General features: G+C 65.5%; 18 protein-coding genes. 17 read left to right on the plus strand and 1 reads right to left on the minus strand.

The genetic code is table 11. From position 1 onward, the window contains the following. The first annotated feature begins 8 nt into the window (after positions 1-8). The 11 genes from kdpC (at position 9) to C5O79_RS15260 (ending at position 10,290) form a co-directional block, all read left to right on the plus strand. Positions 9-710 carry a potassium-transporting ATPase subunit KdpC gene (kdpC, locus tag C5O79_RS15215; protein WP_205746231.1) on the plus strand — a complete coding sequence of 234 codons (702 nt, stop codon included), beginning with the start codon at positions 9-11 and terminating at the stop codon, positions 708-710. A gap of 80 nt (positions 711-790) precedes the next feature. After that, positions 791-2,815 (plus strand): potassium-transporting ATPase subunit KdpB, encoded by a 2,025-nt coding sequence (gene kdpB, locus C5O79_RS15220; protein WP_205746232.1) that lies wholly within the window; start codon positions 791-793, stop codon positions 2,813-2,815. A gap of 80 nt (positions 2,816-2,895) precedes the next feature. Then, positions 2,896-4,608, plus strand: a complete 1,713-nt coding sequence (locus C5O79_RS15225; protein WP_122477341.1) for a DUF4118 domain-containing protein — start codon at positions 2,896-2,898, stop codon at positions 4,606-4,608. Further along, the gene (locus tag C5O79_RS15230; RefSeq protein WP_047851694.1) at positions 4,605-5,357 is read left to right on the plus strand and encodes a response regulator; all 753 of its coding nucleotides are present in this window, start codon (positions 4,605-4,607) and stop codon (positions 5,355-5,357) included. The genes C5O79_RS15225 and C5O79_RS15230 overlap by 4 nt, the downstream gene beginning before the upstream one ends. Positions 5,358-5,630: 273 nt before the next feature. Next, positions 5,631-6,404, plus strand: coding sequence for an ABC transporter substrate-binding protein (locus C5O79_RS15235; RefSeq protein WP_046549411.1), 774 nt, complete (start codon positions 5,631-5,633; stop codon positions 6,402-6,404). Positions 6,405-6,578: 174 nt separating this feature from the next. Further along, entirely contained in the window at positions 6,579-7,268 is a 690-nt protein-coding gene (locus tag C5O79_RS15240; protein ID WP_041493367.1) for an ABC transporter permease, read from the plus strand. Further along, positions 7,265-7,978 carry an ABC transporter permease gene (locus tag C5O79_RS15245; RefSeq protein WP_046549412.1) on the plus strand — a complete coding sequence of 238 codons (714 nt, stop codon included), beginning with the start codon at positions 7,265-7,267 and terminating at the stop codon, positions 7,976-7,978. The genes C5O79_RS15240 and C5O79_RS15245 overlap by 4 nt, the downstream gene beginning before the upstream one ends. A 33-nt stretch (positions 7,979-8,011) precedes the next feature. After that, positions 8,012-8,779, plus strand: coding sequence for an ATP-binding cassette domain-containing protein (locus tag C5O79_RS15250; protein WP_041493635.1), 768 nt, complete (start codon positions 8,012-8,014; stop codon positions 8,777-8,779). 93 nt (positions 8,780-8,872) lie between these two features. Next, on the plus strand, positions 8,873-9,307 hold the full coding sequence (locus C5O79_RS15255; protein WP_105817172.1) for a cupin domain-containing protein: 435 nt from the start codon (positions 8,873-8,875) through the stop codon (positions 9,305-9,307). 313 nt (positions 9,308-9,620) lie between these two features. Continuing rightward, positions 9,621-9,758, plus strand: a complete 138-nt coding sequence (locus tag C5O79_RS38565) for an HHHH-motif protein (RefSeq protein ID WP_167347852.1) — start codon at positions 9,621-9,623, stop codon at positions 9,756-9,758. A 61-nt stretch (positions 9,759-9,819) separates the two neighbouring features. Further along, positions 9,820-10,290: a DUF3761 domain-containing protein gene (locus C5O79_RS15260; protein WP_039344907.1), complete on the plus strand. Its 471-nt coding sequence runs from the start codon at positions 9,820-9,822 to the stop codon at positions 10,288-10,290. Positions 10,291-10,395: 105 nt separating this feature from the next. Here the strand turns inward: C5O79_RS15260 and phaZ are convergent, their stop codons facing one another. Beyond that, entirely contained in the window at positions 10,396-11,751 is a 1,356-nt protein-coding gene (gene phaZ, locus C5O79_RS15265) for a polyhydroxyalkanoate depolymerase (RefSeq protein ID WP_122475113.1), read from the minus strand. A gap of 287 nt (positions 11,752-12,038) precedes the next feature. Here phaZ and C5O79_RS15270 point away from each other — a divergent pair, with 287 nt between their 5' ends. From C5O79_RS15270 to C5O79_RS15295, 6 genes are all read left to right on the plus strand, one after another. Further along, positions 12,039-12,704, plus strand: a complete 666-nt coding sequence (locus C5O79_RS15270) for a glutathione S-transferase family protein (protein ID WP_122477344.1) — start codon at positions 12,039-12,041, stop codon at positions 12,702-12,704. Positions 12,705-12,940: 236 nt separating this feature from the next. Beyond that, positions 12,941-14,182 carry a cyclic nucleotide-binding domain-containing protein gene (locus C5O79_RS15275; RefSeq protein ID WP_047851688.1) on the plus strand — a complete coding sequence of 414 codons (1,242 nt, stop codon included), beginning with the start codon at positions 12,941-12,943 and terminating at the stop codon, positions 14,180-14,182. A gap of 13 nt (positions 14,183-14,195) precedes the next feature. Next, positions 14,196-14,960, plus strand: a complete 765-nt coding sequence (locus C5O79_RS15280) for a flagellar motor protein (protein ID WP_046549576.1) — start codon at positions 14,196-14,198, stop codon at positions 14,958-14,960. Positions 14,961-14,999: 39 nt separating this feature from the next. Beyond that, positions 15,000-15,680 (plus strand): OmpA family protein, encoded by a 681-nt coding sequence (locus tag C5O79_RS15285; protein WP_122475116.1) that lies wholly within the window; start codon positions 15,000-15,002, stop codon positions 15,678-15,680. A 169-nt stretch (positions 15,681-15,849) separates the two neighbouring features. After that, positions 15,850-17,712 (plus strand): methyl-accepting chemotaxis protein, encoded by a 1,863-nt coding sequence (locus C5O79_RS15290; RefSeq protein WP_131931447.1) that lies wholly within the window; start codon positions 15,850-15,852, stop codon positions 17,710-17,712. A gap of 105 nt (positions 17,713-17,817) precedes the next feature. Further along, positions 17,818-18,606, plus strand: coding sequence for a hypothetical protein (locus C5O79_RS15295; RefSeq protein WP_163009015.1), 789 nt, complete (start codon positions 17,818-17,820; stop codon positions 18,604-18,606). The last annotated feature ends 231 nt before the right edge of the window (positions 18,607-18,837 follow it).

Consider the following 18,837-nt stretch of genomic DNA (forward strand, 5'->3'; position numbering starts at 1 on the left):
AAAACAACATGATGCAAGGCAATCGCCAGGCAGCGGCCGCCGCCGCGCCGGCACCCGGTTCTTCGTTCGGCGCGGCGACGCGCGGCCTCGTGCGGCCCGTGATCGCGTCGTCGGTGCTGTTCATGCTCGTCACCGGTGTCGCGTATCCGCTGCTCACCACGGGCGTCGCGAACGTGCTGTTCCCGTCGCAGGCGCGCGGCAGTCTCGTGCAGCGCAACGGCACGACGGTCGGCTCGGCCGTGATCGGGCAGAACTTCACGCGTGCCGGCTACTTCCACGGGCGGCCGAGCGCGACGGTCGGCACCGATCCGGCCGATCCGTCGAAGACGGTCGACCAGCCGTATAACGCGGCCGGCAGCGGCGCGAGCAACCAGGGCGCTACGAGCAAGAAGCTGCTCGCGGATATTGCACAGCGTGTGCGTGCCTACCGGCAGGAGAACTCGCTCGCCGCCGGCACGCCGGTGCCGGCGGATGCGGTGACCGCATCGGCGTCCGGGCTCGATCCCGAGATCTCGGTCGCGAACGCGCGGCTGCAGGCGGCGCGGGTTGCGCAGGCGCGCGGCGTCGATGCCGCGCAGGTCACGGCGCTCGTCGACCGGATCGCCCAGCCGCGCCAGCTCGGCGTGCTCGGCGAACCGCGCGTGCGCGTGCTCGACCTGAACCTCGCGCTGGATCGCGCATTCGGCCATGCGGCCGGCGCGAAGCAATAGCAGGAACCACGGAGTCACTCATGTCCCATATCGAAACCCCGATCAATCCAGTGGCGATGCCGGTCGGCGACGTGCCGCCGATGCGCTGGACGGCCGTGCTGCGCGAGGCGTTCCGCAAGCTCGCGCCGCGCGTGCAGTTGAAGAACCCCGTGATGTTCGTCGTGTATCTCGGCAGCATCGTCACGACCGTGCTGTGGCTGCAGGCGCTGACCGGCACGGGCGACGCGCCGGCCGGCTTCATCTTCGCGGTCGCGTGCTGGCTGTGGTTCACCGTGCTGTTCGCGAATGCGGCCGAGGCGCTCGCCGAAGGGCGCGGCAAGGCACAGGCCGACGCGCTGCGTGCGGCGCGCAAGCGCGTGTATGCGAAGGTGCTCGACGAGCCGAAGCAATTCGGCAGCACCAGCCATCGCGTGCCGAGCGACGAGCTCGCGGCCGGCAGCATCGTGCTCGTCGAAGCCGGCGACACGATTCCGGCCGACGGTGAAGTGATCGACGGCGTCGCGTCGGTCGACGAATCGGCGATCACCGGCGAATCCGCGCCGGTGATCCGCGAGTCGGGCGGCGATTTCTCGTCGGTGACGGGCGGCACGCGCGTGCTGTCCGACTGGATCATCGTGAAGATCACCGCGCAACCGGGCGAGGCGTTCCTCGACCGGATGATCGCGATGGTCGAAGGCGCGAAGCGCGGCAAGACGCCGAACGAAGTCGCACTGACGATCCTGCTCGTCGCGCTGACGATCATCTTCCTGCTCGTGTGCGTGACGTTGCTGCCGTTCTCGCAGTTCAGCGTGCTGCTGAACGCATCGGGCACGGCGGTGAGCCTGACCGTGCTGATCGCGTTGCTCGTCTGCCTGATCCCGACGACGATCGGTGCGCTGCTGTCGGCGATCGGCATCGCGGGGATGAGCCGCATGATGCGCGCGAACGTGCTCGCGACGTCGGGCCGCGCGATCGAGGCGGCCGGTGACGTCGACGTGCTGCTGCTCGACAAGACCGGCACGATCACGCTCGGCAACCGAGAAGCCGTGCAGTTCCGCCCGGCGCCGGGCGTGGACGAGCGCGCGCTGGCCGAGGCCGCGCAACTGTCGTCGCTCGCCGACGAGACGCCGGAAGGGCGCTCGATCGTCGCGCTCGCGAAGCAGCGGTTCTCGCTGGACGTGGCCGCGACCGCCGGCAGCATCACCGTGCCGTTCAGCGCACGCACGCGGATGAGCGGCCTCGATATCGGCGAGCGGCAGGTGCGCAAGGGCGCGGCCTCCGCGATCCGCGCGCACGTCGATGCGCTCGGCGGTGTGTTTCCTCAAGCGGTCGAGACGGCCGTCAACGACATCGCGCGACGCGGCGGCACGCCGCTCGTCGTGGCCGACGGTTCGCGCGTGCTCGGTGCGATCGAGCTGAAGGACATCGTCAAGCACGGGATCGCCGCGCGTTTCGCCGAGCTGCGCAAGGTCGGCGTGAAGACCGTGATGATCACCGGCGACAACCGGCTCACCGCGGCCGCGATCGCGGCGGAAGCCGGCGTGGATGATTACCTCGCCGAAGCGACGCCCGAAGACAAGCTGCGGCTGATTCGCGAGCACCAGGCGAAGGGCCATCTCGTCGCGATGACCGGCGACGGCACCAACGACGCGCCCGCGCTCGCGCAGGCCGACGTGGCCGTCGCGATGCACAGCGGCACGCAGGCGGCGAAGGAGGCGGCCAACATGGTCGACCTCGACAGCAACCCGACCAAGCTGATGCAGGTGGTCGAGGTCGGCAAGCAGATGATCATGACGCGCGGCGCGCTGACCACGTTCAGCGTCGCCAACGATCTCGCGAAGTATTTCGCGATCATCCCGGCCGCGTTCGTCGCGACCTATCCGGCGCTCGGCGCGCTGAACGTGATGGGGCTGCACAGCCCGACGTCGGCGATCCTGTCGGCGGTGATCTTCAATGCGCTGATCATCGTTGCCTTGATCCCGCTCGCGCTGAAGGGCGTGAAGTATCGCGCGGAGCCGGCCGAGAAGCTGCTGGGGCGCAACCTGCTGATCTACGGCGTGGGCGGCATCATCGCGCCGTTCATCGGCATCAAGCTGATCGACATGCTGTTGACGCCGTTTATCTGACCGAACGCGCCGTCGCGGCCCCGCTCATGCCTTCATGGCGTGCGCGGGGCCGTTCGGCGTTTCAATTGCCGGAAGCGATCATGGATGTGAATGTGAATGTGAACGTGAGCGAAGCGAATCGACGGGCAACGGGGCAGCGTGACACCGCCGCCCGCCTCAGCGGTGACGGTGCGCGCCGCGACCGCTGGCGCGGCGTGCTGCGCGCGTGTGCGGCACTGGCCGACCGCATCGCGGGCGCCGGGCCCGACACGCAGCCGGCGCTGGCCGTGCGCGAAGCGCATCCGCGCACGCACGTATGGGTGTCGCAGTACGCGGCGCCGCTGCTGCTCGCCACGCTCGTGTGCGCGCTGGCGACACTCGCGGCGAGCGCGCTGCTGCGCGTGTTCGACCTGTCGAACGTCGTGATGCTGTTCCTGATGACCGTCGTGCTGATCGCGCTGCGGCTCGGCCGGCTCGCCGGCGCGTGGGCCGCGTTCGTGTGCGTCGGCTGCTTCGACTTCTTCTTCGTCGAGCCGAGGCTGTCGTTCGCGGTGTCCGATACGCAGTACGTGTTCACGTTCGCGCTGATGCTGGCTGTCGCGCTCGCGATCGGCCAGCTCGCGGCGCGCCTGCGTGCGGAGGCGCGGGCCGCACGCGCGAACGAGAAGCGCTCGGCGGCGCTGGCCCGGGTCGCGCATGACCTGTCGGCCGCGATCGAGACCGAGCAGATCGCATCGATCTGCACCGGCACGATCGCGCCGCTGCTCGGCGTGCGCGTCGCGCTCGTGCTGCCGGATGCGGACGATCGCCTGATGCCGGCGCAGCACGCCCGGTTCGTCGAAGTGCCGATCGCCCGCTGGGTCTACGAGCATGCGCGCGGCGCCGGATGCGGAATGCCGCCGTTCGAGCGCGCGGCCGCGCAGTACCTGCCGCTGAAGGCGCCGATGCGCGTGCGCGGCGTGCTCGTGCTGTTCGGCGACGCACAGCCGGTCCCCACGGACCCCGACGATCGTCGCCTGATCGACGCGCTGTGCTCGTCGATCGCGATGGCGCTCGAACGCGTGCACTACGTCGGCGTCGCGCAGCACACGCTGGTCCGGATCGAAGGCGAGCGGTTGCGCAACGCGCTGCTTGCCGCGGTATCGCACGACCTGAAGACGCCGCTGACCGCGATCCGCGGGCTCGCCGAGACACTGGAGCGGCCCGGGCGGCTGGCCGACGGGCAGCCGGCTGCGCTCGCGCACGGCATCCGCAACCAGGCGGAGGCGCTGCACGGGCTCGTCGTGAACCTGCTCGATCTCGCGCGCATGCAGAGCGAGGGCGTGCGGCTGAATCGCGAATGGCACATGCTCGACGAGATCGTCGGCAGCGCGCTCGCGCATTCGGCCGGCGTGCTGGCCGGCCGCGACGTGAGCGCCGACTTGCCGGCCGACCTGCCGCTGATCGACGTCGACGCGCTGCTGATCGAGCGCGTGCTGATGAACCTGCTCGACAACGCGTCGAAGTACGCGGGCACGGACGCGGCCGTGGCGGTGCGTGCGCGTGTGTTCGGCGAAACGCTGTACGTGTTCGTCGAGGACGACGGGCCCGGCTTCGTCGCGCGCAACACCGAGCCGCTGTTCGAGCCGTTCGAGCGTGAACGCAAGGAATCGTCGATCAGCGGCGTCGGGCTCGGGCTCGCGCTGTGCCGCAGCATCGTCAACGCGCACGGCGGCTCGATCCGCGCGGTGCCGCTCGATCCGCACGGCGCGCGGTTCGAGATTCGCCTGCCGCTGGGCGCGCCGCCCGATATCGAACACGAGAGCCGGACATGATCAGATCGCGCGTACTTATCGTCGAGGACGAAGCGGACATCCGCCGTTTCGTGCGGATGGCGCTGGAACAGGAGGGGCTCGACACCTGCGAGGCGTCGACGGCCCGCGAGGCGCGGATGTACGCGTCGAGCAGCAAGCCCGATCTCGTGATCGTCGATCTCGGGCTGCCGGACGACGATGGCAAGACCTTCATCCGCGAGTTGCGCGAGTGGTCGACGGTGCCGGTGATCGTGCTGTCGGCGCGGCAGCAGGAAGTGGAGAAGGTCGCGGCGCTCGATGCGGGCGCGGACGACTACCTGCCGAAGCCGTTCGGCGTGCCCGAACTGCTCGCACGCGCACGCGCGCAGTTGCGGCGCGCGGCTTTCGTGTCGGCCGACGGGCAATCGTCGTCGATCGTGCGGTTCGGCGACGTGACCGTCGATCTCGGCCGCCACGAAGTTGCGCGCGGCGGCGAGCCCGTTCACCTGACGCGCCTCGAATTCCGGCTGCTCGCCGCGCTGATCCGCGCGCGCGGCGGCGTGATTGCCGCGCGGCAATTGCTGGCGGAAGTCTGGGGCATCCACGACGCGGACCGCGCGCACTACGTGCGCGTGTACATGACGAACCTGCGGCAGAAGCTCGAACCGGTGCCGGCGCGCCCGCGGCACCTGCTGACGGAGCTGCAGTTCGGCTACCGGCTGGTCGGCCTGGAAACGGTCGGCATGGCGGACGGGCCGCGCGGTGCGGCATCGGCAGGTCTAGACAACTGAAATCGCGCGTCCGGCCGTGCGCCGGCGCGCGGAGAAAGCTGTTGTTTAGCTCGATGTAATTCGCAATTAATTGAAATATAAGGAAATTTGCGACTCACGATCCTATTCAACCGACAATTAGAGATAAACACGGATTGCTGGCGCACCTTCTGAAAAGGCAAAGTTGTATGTACAACTTGGGGTGTCGCCGGAAGGGGCGGGCTCCGGGTTGGAAGGGTTCACGGCGGCGCCGCCCGACGGGACCCAGCCCAGTTCGCCTCTGACAGGAACGCCATGAAGAAACTCGCGCTCAGTATTGCCCTTGCCTGCATCGCGGTCGGTGCCCACGCCAAGGATTGGTCGACGATCCGGTTCGGCGTCGACGCCAGCTATCCGCCGTTCGAATCGAAGGACGCAAGCGGCAAGGTCGTCGGCTTCGACGTCGATCTCGGCAACGAGATCTGCGCCCGCCTGAAGGCGAAATGCGTGTGGATCGAGAACGACTTCGACGGGATGATTCCCGCGCTGAAGGCGAAGAAGTTCGACGGCGTGCTGTCGTCGATGTCGATGACGCCGGCGCGTGCCGAGCAGATCGCGTTCTCCGACAAGCTGTTCAACACGCCGACGCGCCTCGTCGCGAAGAAGGGCACGAACCTGCAGCCGACGGCCGAATCGCTGAAGGGCAAGTCGGTGGGCGTCGAGCAGGGCACCATCCAGGAAACCTACGCGAAGGCCTACTGGGCGCCGAAGGGCGTGCAGGTCGTGCCTTACCAGAACCAGGACGGCGTGTACCAGGACCTGATGTCGGGCCGCCTCGACGCGGCGCTGCAGGACGCGGTGCAGGCCGATATCGGCTTCCTGAAGGCGCCGCGCGGCGCGAACTTCGAATTCGCCGGCAAGGACATCGACGATCCGAAGACGCTCGGCAACGGCGCCGGCATCGGGCTGCGCAAGGACGACGCCGACCTGAAGGCGAAGATCGACCACGCGATCGCCGACATCATCAAGGACGGCACGTACAAGAAGCTCGAGAAGAAGTACTTCGCGTTCGACGTCTACGGCGGTTGATTCTCCCCGCGGCGCGCATCGGTTGCGGTGCGCGCCGCGTTTGTCGTGGGTGCAACCCGCTTCGCGTGATGCGTCCGACTTGATGAGCAGGCTGCATCAGGTAGTGCGCAGATATCGTTTGATGCGCGGGTAATGGCTATTGACAATCCAGCCACATCGTTCTGGATCCCTCATATGATCTTCCAAGGATTTGGCCCGCTGTTGTGGGCCGGCACGGTGGAAACCGTGAAGCTCGCGGTGCTGTCGCTCGCGGCGTCGCTCGTGCTGGGCCTCATCGGCGCAAGCGCGAAACTGTCGACGAACCGCATGCTCAAGTCGATCGGCACCTTCTACACGACGCTGATCCGCGCGGTGCCGGACCTCGTGCTGATGCTGCTGCTGTTTTACGGGATCCAGATCCTGCTGAACAACGTCACCGACATGCTCGGCTGGGACCAGATCGACATCGATCCGTTCGTGGCCGGCGTCATCACGCTCGGCTTCATCTACGGCGCGTACTTCACCGAGACGTTCCGCGGCGCGTTCCTCGCGGTGCCGCGCGGCCAGCTCGAAGCGGGCTTCGCGTACGGGATGAGCGGCTGGCGCGTGTTCCGCCGCATCCTGTTCCCGCAGATGATGCGCTTCGCGCTGCCCGGCATCGGCAACAACTGGCAGGTGCTCGTGAAGGCCACCGCGCTCGTGTCGATCATCGGCCTCGCCGACGTGGTGAAAGCGTCGCAGGACGCGGGCAAGAGCACGCTCGATTTCTTCTTCTTCACGCTGGCTGCAGGCGCGATCTACCTCGCGATCACGACGGTGTCCAACGTCGTGCTGCATCACCTCGAGAAGCGTTATTCCGTCGGCGTCCGGAGGCTCGCACTGTGATCGAACTCGTCAGCCAGTACTGGCAAAGCTATCTCTACACCGACGGCTACCGCTTCAGCGGCCTCGCGATCACGCTGTGGCTGCTGGTGGTGTCGATCGCGTTCGGCTTCGCGCTCGCCGTGCCGCTCGCGATCGCGCGCGCATCGTCGAACCGCTGGATCTCCGGCCCGGTGTGGCTCTATACGTACGTGTTCCGCGGCACGCCGCTCTACGTGCAGCTGCTGATGTGCTACACGGGCATCTACAGCCTGCAGGTCGTGCACAACCACGTGCTGCTCGACACGTTCTTCCGCAACGCAATGAACTGCACGCTGCTCGCGTTCGTGCTGAACGAATGCGCGTATGCCACCGAGATCTTCGCGGGGGCGATCAAGGCGACGTCGGCCGGCGAGATCGAGGCCGGCATGGCCTACGGGATGTCGCGCTTCAAGCTCTATACGCGGATCATCCTGCCTTCCGCGCTGCGCCGCTCGCTGCCGAGCTACAGCAACGAAGTGATCCTGATGCTGCACGCGACGACGCTCGCGTTCACCGCGACCGTGCCCGACATCCTGAAGGTCACGCGCGACGTCAATTCGGCGACCTACATGTCGTTCCAGGCCTATGGCATCGCGGCCGTGCTGTACGCCGCCGTCGTGTTCACGCTCATCTGGGCGTTCCGCAAGCTCGAGACGCGCTGGCTCGCGTACCTCTCGCCGCGCGGCCACTAACGCTTTCGCAAGATTCGCAAGGAAGGACCCAGCATGTACAAGCTTACCGTTGACAACCTGCACAAGAAGTTCGGCGACAACGAGGTGTTGAAGGGCGTGTCGATGAAGGCGAAGGCCGGCGACGTGATCAGCATCATCGGCTCGAGCGGCTCCGGCAAGAGCACGTTCCTGCGCTGCATCAACTTCCTCGAGCAGCCGTGCTCGGGGCAGATCACGATCGGCAGCGAGCCGATCCAGACCACGCGCGACCGCAACGGCTCGCTGCGCGTGGCCGACCAGAAGCAGCTTCAGCGGATGCGCACGAAGCTGTCGATGGTGTTCCAGCACTTCAACCTGTGGGCCCACATGACGGTGCTCGAGAACATCATCGAAGCGCCGATGGCCGTGCTCGGCGTCAGCAAGGACGAAGCGATCGCGCGGGCGCGCAAGTACCTGGAGAAGGTCGGCCTCGCGCCGCGCGTCGAGGGCATGTATCCGTCGCACCTGTCGGGCGGCCAGCAGCAGCGCGTCGCCATTGCGCGCGCGCTGGCGATGGAGCCGGAAGTGATGCTGTTCGACGAGCCGACGTCGGCGCTCGATCCGGAGCTCGTCGGCGAAGTGCTGAAGGTGATGCAGAAGCTCGCGGAGGAAGGCCGCACGATGGTCGTCGTCACGCACGAGATGGGTTTCGCGCGCAACGTGTCGAACCACGTGATCTTCCTGCACCAGGGGAAGATCGAGGAAGAAGGGAATCCGCAGGAGATTCTCGTGAATCCGAAGAGCGAACGGCTCGGGCAGTTTCTGTCGGGGCGGTTGAAGTAAGCCGGCAGGCGGCGTCGCGGGCTGGCCGGGGCGTCGCATACTGGAACGCTAAATGCTTGTCACGCGGGATCCTTTCGATGAAGGAGCACCGCGATGAGCACACCGACCACCACCGCCTTTTCCCATGTGAAGCCGCAGGACACCGCGTATCGCGGGGAAGGCCTGCGCGACTTCTTCCTGTATCGCGATCTTGGCATCGCGGCCGCGACGAACGGCAAGGTCGTCGCGCAACTCGTCCGGGCGAATCATGCACCGGAGGCGGGCACCGGCTGGCACCGTCACGAAGCCGAGTTCCATATCGTGATCATGCTGAAGGGCTGGGCGCGCTTCATGTACGGCGAACGGGAGACGCTGGTGAGCGCCGGCGACTGTGTGCATCAGGCGCCGGGAATCGTTCACTACCTGTTCGACTACTCGCCGGACATGGAGTACCTGGAGATCGTCGGGCCCGCCGATTTCACGTCGATCGATGTCGAGGGGCCATGCGCGGTACCGCCGCCGACGCCGTGGGGAGAGGCGGGGGCGTAGCTGCCGCGCATGATGTGCACGCTTGCGACGAACCGCCTTCGGGGCGGTTTTTTCGTTATGGCGCACCGGGCGCTTCCGCTGGCTCCGCGCGCACCCGCGATCCGCTTTCCCCTTCGTCACATTCTTTCGGATCCTGACGGTCGCGATGCTGAAGATCCGGAAAGAAAAGAAAGACATTCGTCAGCTTCGATGCGTCGACGGCGCCACGTTGTCAAAGATCGTCAATTGCGGGGGGATGCGGTGCACGGCCTGTCGTCGACCGGCGTTAAGGAGGTACAGCCGGATCACCGGTTGAGTTACCCGGGAGAGTTTCATGAAGCGTATCGCGAAGATCCTGACGGCCACCGCAGTGGCATGTGCCGTTCTCGCTCCGGCACTGGCCGAAGCGCATTCGCACCGTGTGTGTCATTTCGATCACCACCACCATCGCGTGTGCCGCTGGGTGCGGTAACCGCGACTTTCCCGGGGACACCCGGAATGCAGGCTTCATTCAGGCAAATCAGGAGAGGACTATGAAAAAGACGATGTTGATCGCCGCGCTGGTCGCCGGCATGGGTATGTCGATCGGTGCATTCGCGCAGGTTCCGGCCAGCGCGCCGGCCGGCACGACCGGTCTGTGCAAGGACGGCTCGTTCTACTCGGGCGCATCGAAGAAGGGCGCGTGCGCGGGCCACAAGGGTGTGAAGACCTGGTACGGCGCATCGTCGGCGGCCGCTGCGAGCGCACCGGCCGCAGCGCCGGCGACGGCAGCTTCCGCAGCAGCCCCTGCATCCGGCACCGCGCCGGCGAAGAGCGCGGCAGCAACGACCGCCGCGGCAGCGCCGGGCGGCGGCGCGGGCAAGGTGTGGGCGAACGACAGCACGAAGGTCTACCACTGCTCGACCGACAAGTACTACGGCAAGACGAAGCACGGCAGCTACATGTCGGAAGCCGACGCGAAGGCGAAGGGCTACCACGCGTCGCACGGCAAGGCCTGTTCGTAACGCAGGCTGACGCGCGAGCCGCTCCCTCGCGCGTCGTCCGCACGCTGCGGCAACGCACGCCCCGCCATCAACGGCGGGGCGTTTCTTTTTCAGCGTCGTCCGGCCTCAGTGAGCTTGATGCGACGGCGTGTCGGTCGCCACCTCGTTCATGGTTGCGCGCGCATCGAGCAGCGCGCGCAGCGTCACGTAATGCGTGCCGTCCGCGTTGCCGTCTGCACCCGCGGTGCGATCGTACGGCTCGTTGTCATGAATCGTCGCCCGCACGATCGGATAGATCTGCGTTTCCCAGCGGCTGCCGTTGAACACGCCGTAGTGGCCTGCGCCCGTCTGTACGTGATGCGTCTTCAGGTACGGCGGCAACCCCGAACACAGTTCCTGCGCGGCCACCGTCTGCCCCACTGCGCAGATATCGTCCTTCTCGCCTTCGATCGTCAACAGCGCGGTGCGATGAATCGCCGCCGGTTCGACGAGCCGGTCGCCTACCGTCAGCTCGCCGCGCGCGAGCGCGTATTGCTGGAACACCTTTTCGACCGTTTCCAGATAGAACTCCGCGGTGAGATCGGCGGTGGCGAAGTATTCGTCGTAGAAGTGCCGCAGCGTGTCGGCTTTTGCCGGGTCGCCTTTCGCGCGCTGGTAATACAGGTCGGCGAACGATGCCGCATGGCGATCGGGATTCATCGACATGAACGCGCCGACCTGCACGAAACCCGGATACACGCATCGTTGCGCACCGACGAAGCCCGCCGGCACGACGCTGATCAGGTTGCGCGCGAACCATTCGATCGGCTGGCTCGTCGCGAGCGCGTTGACCTTCGTCGGATTCACGCGGCAATCGATCGGGCCCGCCATCAGCGTCAGGCTCGCGGGCTGCGCAGGATCGCCGCCGGCGGCCATCAGCGCGACTGCCGCGAGCGCGGCAACGGTCGGCTGGCAGATCGCGAGCACGTGCGCATCCGGGCCGATCTGGTGGATGAAGTCGATCACGTGCGCGACGTATTCGTCGAAGCCGAACCGTCCGGCCGTCAGCGGGATGTCGCGCGGGTTGTGCCAATCGGTGATGTACACGTCGTGGTCGGCGAGCATCGTATGCACGGTGCCGCGCAACAGCGTCGCGAAATGCCCGGACATTGGCGCGACGATCAGCACGCGCGGCTGGCGAGCCACCGGCCGCGCCTTGCGGAAATGCAGCAGCGTGCCGAACGGTGTGGCCGCAGCGGCTTCCTCGACGATCGGCACCGTTTCGCCGTCGACGACGATCGACGTGATGCCGAACGGCGGACGCCGATGCGAGAACGCGCAGCATTCGAGCAGTTCGCACAGCGCGTCGAGCATGCGGCCGGCCGGCGTCGCGGTGGCGGGCGGCCACAGCGACATCGTCGCGCGGGTAGCGGCGGCCCATGCGCGCGCCGGACGCGTGCATTCTGCAGACCATTGATAAAACGGATAGGCAAGCAGATTCATGGCTGTCGCTCGTTGTGCCGCGTTGCAAGGAGCGAGGCAAGCGATGTGCCAGCTTGCGGCTGGCACGCGCGTTGCACGCGGTTCAGGAACGCGGCGACGCAGGCGGCACGCGACACCCGGCAACCGCGCGCGATGCGTCGCCGAGCCGGTCGGACGTGCGGCATGTGCAGCGACAGCGTGCGGTGCTGCGCCAGTTCGGCGAATGCGCGGCACCGGCATGGTGCGGGTGGCGCCGCTGGCGTCTGTTTCGGTGCAGGGGCACGAACGGTTTTGAACAGGGGAGCGACATGGAAGTCACCGGAAGACAGACGACGCTGACCATCAGCAGCCGCAATTACTCGTCGTGGTCGATGCGCGGCTGGCTGCTCGCGAAGCTGAGCGGGCTCACGTTCGAGACGGTCAGCGTGCCGATCGATGCCGCGTCGCGCGCGGAGCTGCTGTTGCTGTCGCCGTCTATTCTCGTGCCGTGCCTCACACATGACGGCAACACGGTGTGGGACACGCTCGCGATCGCCGAATACCTGAACGAAATCCGGCCGCAGGCGCGATTGCTGCCGGAAGACCGGAGAGCCCGCGCGCATTGCCGGTCGATCTGCGGCGAGATGCATTCCGGCTTCAGCGCATTGCGCTCCGCGTTGCCGATGAACCTGCGCGCGCATTTCCCCGGCTTCCGCATCTGGTCGCGCGCGCAGCACGACATCGAGCGGATCGTGACGATCTGGCGCGAGTGCCTGGCCGCATACGGCGGCCCCTGGCTGTTCGGCGCGGAGATCGGCATCGCCGATGCGATGTATGCGCCGGTCGTCACGCGCTTCCTGACCTACGACGTGAAGCTGGAGCCCGATATCGCCGAGTACTGCATGCAGGTACTCGCGCATCCGTTCGTGACGGAATGGATCGATGCGGCGAAGGCGGAGCACGAAGACATCGACGAACTCGACATGGAGTTCTGACGCGCGGGTTTGCCCGCGCTTTCAATTGAACTACGCGCACAGGCATCGAAATGAACTTTCTGCTGTGGCTGCGCGGCTCGCAAACGTTTTACCTTGATTTCGGTTAGAAACGAGGACGAATCCCCTAAAGGATGTTGAGCCCGATGACGTAAACGAGTCACGGGGACGACTCGTGATCGCATGCTTTCGACGTGCGACGCGCAGTCCGAAAAAATCAGCGCAGCAGGGGAATCGACGTGAATCGTCAGCAATCGTGGACGCGTACAGCGGCGCCCGGGGAAATCATTTACTCCGAGGGCTTTGCGGGTGAGCCCGTCATCTTCTTGATCACCGACGGCAAGGTCGAGCTGTCCACGCGATGCGACGACAAGCGCGTCGTCGTCGCGACACTCGGCCGCGGCGAGTTCTTCGGTGAATCGGCGTTGCTCGCGGCCGAGCCGCGCGCTCATACCGCGAAGGCCCTTTCATTCTGTCAGCTCACGGTCGTGCCGGCCGGCACGCTCGACGAAGAAATCGAGCGCGTGTCGGCGCTGCTGCGCCACATCGTGCGAACGATGATCCGCCGCGTGAAGCGCAAGGACGACCAGCTCGCCACCTACACGCATGCCGACTTCATGCCGGGCGTGCTGTCGTATGCGCATGTGCTGTCGCTGATGGCGGGCGCCGAAGCGCGCGATGGCGGCGACACTTGGGCGCGCCGGCCGATGCAGGCCCATGCGGCCGAAACCTCGGTGCCGCTCGCCGAAGTGATCCGCAAATGCCGCGCGATCGCCGGCCACTCGCGGCCGCACGTGCTCGCGATGCTGCGACGCATGGAGAAGCTCAATCTCGTCACGATCGAAGCGGCGCAGGCGGACCATGCGGGCGGGGCGGTCGACTATGCGTCGTCGTCCGATGCGCGCCAGGTCGTCACGTTCGACGCCGCGCGCGTGATCGATCGCGCGCAGCAGGTGGCCGATCACGATCTCGACCTGTCGATCAACAGCGAACTCGAACTCATCGAGCTGGCCGATCTCGAAGCGCTGATCGGCGTCGAGAAGACGATGCTGCTCAACAAGCTGTCGAACGGCGAGATTGCCGACGAGTTGTTCGCGTTCCGCAAATCGAAGGTCCTCAGTTACGTCGAACAGAAGGGCGTGACGTACTTCTCGCGGCGCAACGCGCGTCGTGGAGAGGTGCGCTCGCTGGAGGATCTCGTGTCGATCGACCAGCGCACGCTGTTCGACGTCGTCAGCACGTTCGACACCTACGATCTCGCGAAGCTGATCGCGAATCTCGACGATCGCGCGGTGGCCGACAAGCTGTTCTCCGTGATGACCGAGGCTCGGCGCAACGAGGTGTCGTGGGTGATGCGTCGCGAGCTCAAGCTCGATCCGGTCGAGATCGAGGATATCGAGCAGCGCGTGCTGGACGCCGTTCGAGCGGCAAAGGCGCCGGCGGTGGGCACCGTGCCTGTCGCATCGGCATCGGACGCATGACGAGGAGACGCGCATGGACCTGTTGACCCTGGCCGGTGTGCTGTTGGGCGGTGCGGCGATCGTGTTCGGTTTCGCGCTGGAAGGCGGGCATTTCTCGATGCTGTTCCAGTTCGAGGCGCTCGTCATCGTGCTCGGCGGCACGCTCGGCGCGGTGATGATCCAGAACACGTGGGCGCGCTTCTTCGACGCGGTGAAGCAACTGCGGCTCGCGTTCGTCCGTGCGCGCGAGGTCGATCGCAAGAACCTGTCCGACGTGCTCGAATGGGGCGACCGCGCGAAGCTCGACGGGCTGCTCGCATTCGAATCGATGGACGTGAGCGGCATCCATCCGTTCGCGCGCCGCGGGCTCGAACTGCTGGCGAACGGCGTATCGACTGCCGTGCTCGAAGACGCGCTGCAGCGCGAACTCGATGCCTATGAACGCAGCCGCCTCGCCGCTGCGCGTGTGTGGCAGCAAGCCGGCGGCTATGCGCCGACGTTCGGCATTCTCGGGTCGGTGCTCGGGCTCGTGCAGGTGACGAGCCATATTCTCGAACCGGCGCAACTCGGGCCGGGCATCGCGGTTGCGTTCATCGCGACGCTGTACGGGCTGGCGTTCGCCAACCTCGTGTTCCTGCCGCTTTACGGCAAGCTGCGCGCGCAGATCGACAGCGAGCTGCGGTTTCGCAAGCTGTATCTCGACGGCTTGCTCGCGATCTCGCGCAAAGAATCGCCGCATACGATCGAAACGCGCCTGACCGGCGACGTGCGTGGGCGCGCGGTCGAATCGCTCGCGTGAGGCGCGTGTGTCATACGACGAACCCGGAATGCCAATCGCATGACTGCTCGAACTGACGGCGCATCCGCCGCCGATCGCGACGACGACGAACTCGAAGGCGCGCAATCCGGCCGCTGGCTGATTTCGTACGCGGATCTCATCACGACGCTGATGGTGCTGTTTCTCGCGTTGTACGTGCTCCAGCTCGCGAAATACAACGCGCTCGACGCGCGGTACCAGACGCTTGCGCGGCATGCGGAAAGCGCGGCGAGCGCATCCACTGCTGCTACCGCTGCCGTGACGCCTGAGCACGCACCGCCGTGGCTCGCCTTGCTCGATTCGTTGAAGTCGAACGGCCGGATCTCGCTCGTGAAAGCGCCGCATGGCGTCGAGATCGGCATCGACGCGAAGATCCTGTTCAACGTAGGCGATGCGCGCCTGCTGCCCGATTCATCGCCCGTGCTGAACCAGATCGCGCAGGCACTGAGCGATCACGCGACCGGCGAGATTCTCGTCGAAGGCCACACCGACAGCGTGCCGATCGCGAACGCGAAATACGAATCGAACTGGGAGCTGTCGTCAGCGCGCGCGGGGAGCGTCGTTCGCTACCTGACCGAGCGCGGCGTCGCCCCGCACAGGCTCGCGGCGATCGGGCGGGCCGATACGCAGCCTCTCGTGGCGGGTGACGATGCCGCTGCGCGGGCGCGCAACCGGCGGGTGACGATCTTCGTTGCATATTGATTGGCGCTGAATTTTCGTTGTTCGCGCATCTATAAGCGGCCGCATATGTCCGCCTGACAACGACATAACGAATCTCGCATGATGACCATGTGAGATCAGCGATGCGGTTCTGCGCGTGCATGCCGATAACCCAAACTGGCTCAGACCGAGCGGTTATCGAGGGTTCCCCATGCATTTCTGGCGCAAGCTTTCCATACAGAACAAGCTGATTCTCAGCATGACGAGTTGCCTGCTCGTGTTCGTCGCGATCTCGAGCGGGCTCAGCATCCGCCTGATCGGCAACGCGGTGCGCGATCGTGTCGTGCGCGAAGAGCTGCCGACGGCCGTGAACGGCATCCGCGCCGACGTGCAGCGGCAGATGGCCGGGCCGATCGCCGCGTCGCGGATTCTCGCGCGCGATGCGTTCCTGCTGCAATGGGAAGCCGAAGGCGAACCCGACGCCGGCACGCGCAACTGGATCCAGCTCGCGAAGAACGTGAAGGACGAGCAGAAGGCGGCGTCGGTGCAGTGGGTGTCCGTGAAGAGCGGCAACTACTACAACGAATCCGGCCTGCAGCGGAAGGTGACCGACAAGGATCAGTGGCTGATCGGCTTCCTGTCGTCCGGCAAGGCGTTCGACGTGAACATGGACCGCGAGGTGACGGTCGGCGGCTACATGATGTTCATCAACAGCCGTGTCGAGCTCGATGGCGTGCCGATTGGTGCTGCGTGCATGAGCCTGTCCGTCGATGCGCTCGCGAAGGGCATTGCCGCTTACCGGATCGGCGAGAGCGGGTTCGCGTATCTCGTGCGTCCCGACGGCGCGATCATGATGCATCGCGATACGGCGCTGATCGACGGCAAGCATTTCATGAAGGATCAACAGGGGTTGCCGGGGGATGCGTCGTCGACGCTGCTGGCTGGTCAGCCGTATGCGTACCTGAGCTACAACGGTGATGGCGGCGCGCGGTTCATCGCGACGTCGTTCATTCCGGAGTTGAATGCGTATGTTGTCGTTGAGGTGCCGCAGGCTGAACTGCTCGGGCCGGTGACGCGTGCGATTCGCAGCGCGGCGCTGGTTGCGGCGGTGGTGGGCCTTGGTGTTGCGCTGCTCGTGATCTGGCTCGTGGGGCGTGCGATCGCCGCGCCGATTCGTCGCGCGGCGACGCTGCTGTCGGAGATCGCCAGCGGTCAGGGCGACCTGACGCGCCGGATGACGGTCGAGAGCCAGGACGAGATCGGGCAGTTGTCGGATGCGTTCAACCGGTTCGTGTCGTCGCTGTCGACGCTGGTGCACAGCATTCGCGCGGCTTCGTCGTCGATTGCGACCGGATCGGCGCAGATTGCTACCGGGAATGCGGACCTCAGTGAACGCACCGAAGGGCAGTCGAGCAACCTGGAGCGCACGGCTTCGTCGATGGAAGAGATCACGGCCGTGGTGCGGAACAACACCGAAACGGCGACGACGGCCGCGAAGATGATCAACGGTGCCGCCGATACGGCGGCGCGCGGCGGGCAGGTGGTGGGTGAAGTCGTGACCACGATGCAGGAGATCAGCGACGCGTCGCAGCGGATCTCCGAGATCATCGTGATGATCGACAGTATTTCGTTTCAGACGAATATTCTGGCGTTGAATGCGGCGGTGGAAGCGGCGCGCGCCGGGGAGCAGGGGCGCGGGTTTGCGGTGGTGGCTTCTGAGGTGCGGAATCTGGCGCAACGCAGCGCGCAGGCGGCGAAGGAGATCAAGACGCTGATCGAGCATAGCGCGGGCACGGTGAATACCGGGTCGCGGCTGGTGAGTGAGGCCGGGAAGGTGATGCGCGATGTGGTGTCGCAGGTTCAGGGCGTGAGCGCGATGATGAGCGAGATCGCTGAGGCGAGCCTGGAGCAGAGTGCCGGTATCGACCAGATCGGGGACGCGGTGCAGTCGCTCGATCAGATGACGCAGCAGAATGCGGCGTTGGTCGAGGAAAGCGCGGCGGCTGCGGCGAGCTTGAAGCAGCAGGCGGCGGAGTTGACCCGGCTGGTGTCGGCTTTCAAGGTGGATGAGTAAAGTCTGATTCGCGATTTAGAATAGGGCGTTTCTGAGGGACGGCTGCCGTGGGGTTACGGTGGCCGTTTTTGCATGTTTGCGCGGGATTCGGTGACGGTTATAAAAATGAAACGCATTTCCAAGTGGAAGATCGGGGTGGGGGCGGCAGTGCTCGTCGCGGTGGCGGCTGCGGTGGGGGCGAAGGTGATTACGTCGCCTACCGATTCTTACCTTGCCTATCGGGAGAAAGCCGTCGACGCGATTACAGCGGCGCGGATGGAAGATCAGGCGGATCTGGACAAGAAATACACCGCTGAGGTGAATGCGCGGTTGGTTAAGCTTGTCGGGACGGTTAGGGCGAGAGGGTTTTCTGGGAAGGCGGGGAGTAACGTGCAAAGTGTTGTCACCGATGACGGGATGACGCCTGGGCCGGATGGGCTGTTCTTGAAATCGGATGACGAGAAGGTGAGTCTTCTGGTTACCACAGTTCCGCTTTTGAAGGCTTGGGTGAAGAGGGCGGACGCGGGGATAAAGTCCACGGATGATGTTGCCGTTATCTTCGATAACGAGACTTTTTATACGGATGTGTTCGCCGATGATGCGGCGGCGTTTCGGTTTGCCGAGTTGCCGGTGAAGCGGAAGCCAGCTGATGCGGTGGTGAAGGCGTTGCTGCTCGGGGAAAGCCAGGATGGGGTGCCGGAAGGGCCGAACACGTTGGCGGTCTCTGTCAAGCAAGGAGAGAGGGTTTATGTCCTCTGGCGGGAGGTGAAGGTGCCGGGGATTGCGGCTTGTGGAGTCGGGCGGGTGGATGAGGAGAAGCGACAGGAATGTTTCGCGAAGCGTTTGCCTGTGCAAAGGCGATATTCGCAGCTTGTGTCCGAGGCGCAAGTAATGCTGAATGACGTTGTTCAATAGCGAGCAACCGTCTCTGTCCAGTTTTGTCGAACGACCGTTCGGTGTCAGCCAATTTCGTTCATTCGACATCAATGCCGAAATCGTCAACAATTCAACCACTCATTTCCACGTGTCGTTATGCGCGAAGCAATTACAGATGGCGAGGGCTCTACATTTAGAGCCCTTCGCTCTGACGGATTCATGAAAAATGACCAGTAGCGCAATGCGCGATGCCACCTTAGACCGTGTCGA

This window comes from Burkholderia sp. SRS-25, from assembly GCF_004343765.1.
GTDB classification, from domain to species: domain Bacteria; phylum Pseudomonadota; class Gammaproteobacteria; order Burkholderiales; family Burkholderiaceae; genus Burkholderia; species Burkholderia contaminans.

What these genes read in the sequence shown, in the direction of transcription:
- kdpC (WP_205746231.1), top strand. Translation starts at nt 9, where the DNA reads ATGATGCAAGGCAATCGCCAGGCAGCGGCCGCCGCCGCGCCGGCACCC.
- kdpB (WP_205746232.1), top strand. Translation starts at nt 791, where the DNA reads ATGCGCTGGACGGCCGTGCTGCGCGAGGCGTTCCGCAAGCTCGCGCCG.
- C5O79_RS15225 (WP_122477341.1), top strand. Translation starts at nt 2,896, where the DNA reads ATGGATGTGAATGTGAATGTGAACGTGAGCGAAGCGAATCGACGGGCA.
- C5O79_RS15230 (WP_047851694.1), top strand. Translation starts at nt 4,605, where the DNA reads ATGATCAGATCGCGCGTACTTATCGTCGAGGACGAAGCGGACATCCGC.
- C5O79_RS15235 (WP_046549411.1), top strand. Translation starts at nt 5,631, where the DNA reads ATGAAGAAACTCGCGCTCAGTATTGCCCTTGCCTGCATCGCGGTCGGT.
- C5O79_RS15240 (WP_041493367.1), top strand. Translation starts at nt 6,579, where the DNA reads ATGATCTTCCAAGGATTTGGCCCGCTGTTGTGGGCCGGCACGGTGGAA.
- C5O79_RS15250 (WP_041493635.1), top strand. Translation starts at nt 8,012, where the DNA reads ATGTACAAGCTTACCGTTGACAACCTGCACAAGAAGTTCGGCGACAAC.
- C5O79_RS15255 (WP_105817172.1), top strand. Translation starts at nt 8,873, where the DNA reads ATGAGCACACCGACCACCACCGCCTTTTCCCATGTGAAGCCGCAGGAC.
- C5O79_RS38565 (WP_167347852.1), top strand. Translation starts at nt 9,621, where the DNA reads ATGAAGCGTATCGCGAAGATCCTGACGGCCACCGCAGTGGCATGTGCC.
- C5O79_RS15260 (WP_039344907.1), top strand. Translation starts at nt 9,820, where the DNA reads ATGAAAAAGACGATGTTGATCGCCGCGCTGGTCGCCGGCATGGGTATG.
- phaZ (WP_122475113.1), bottom strand. Translation starts at nt 11,751, where the DNA reads ATGAATCTGCTTGCCTATCCGTTTTATCAATGGTCTGCAGAATGCACG.
- C5O79_RS15270 (WP_122477344.1), top strand. Translation starts at nt 12,039, where the DNA reads ATGGAAGTCACCGGAAGACAGACGACGCTGACCATCAGCAGCCGCAAT.
- C5O79_RS15280 (WP_046549576.1), top strand. Translation starts at nt 14,196, where the DNA reads ATGGACCTGTTGACCCTGGCCGGTGTGCTGTTGGGCGGTGCGGCGATC.
- C5O79_RS15285 (WP_122475116.1), top strand. Translation starts at nt 15,000, where the DNA reads ATGACTGCTCGAACTGACGGCGCATCCGCCGCCGATCGCGACGACGAC.
- C5O79_RS15290 (WP_131931447.1), top strand. Translation starts at nt 15,850, where the DNA reads ATGCATTTCTGGCGCAAGCTTTCCATACAGAACAAGCTGATTCTCAGC.
- C5O79_RS15295 (WP_163009015.1), top strand. Translation starts at nt 17,818, where the DNA reads ATGAAACGCATTTCCAAGTGGAAGATCGGGGTGGGGGCGGCAGTGCTC.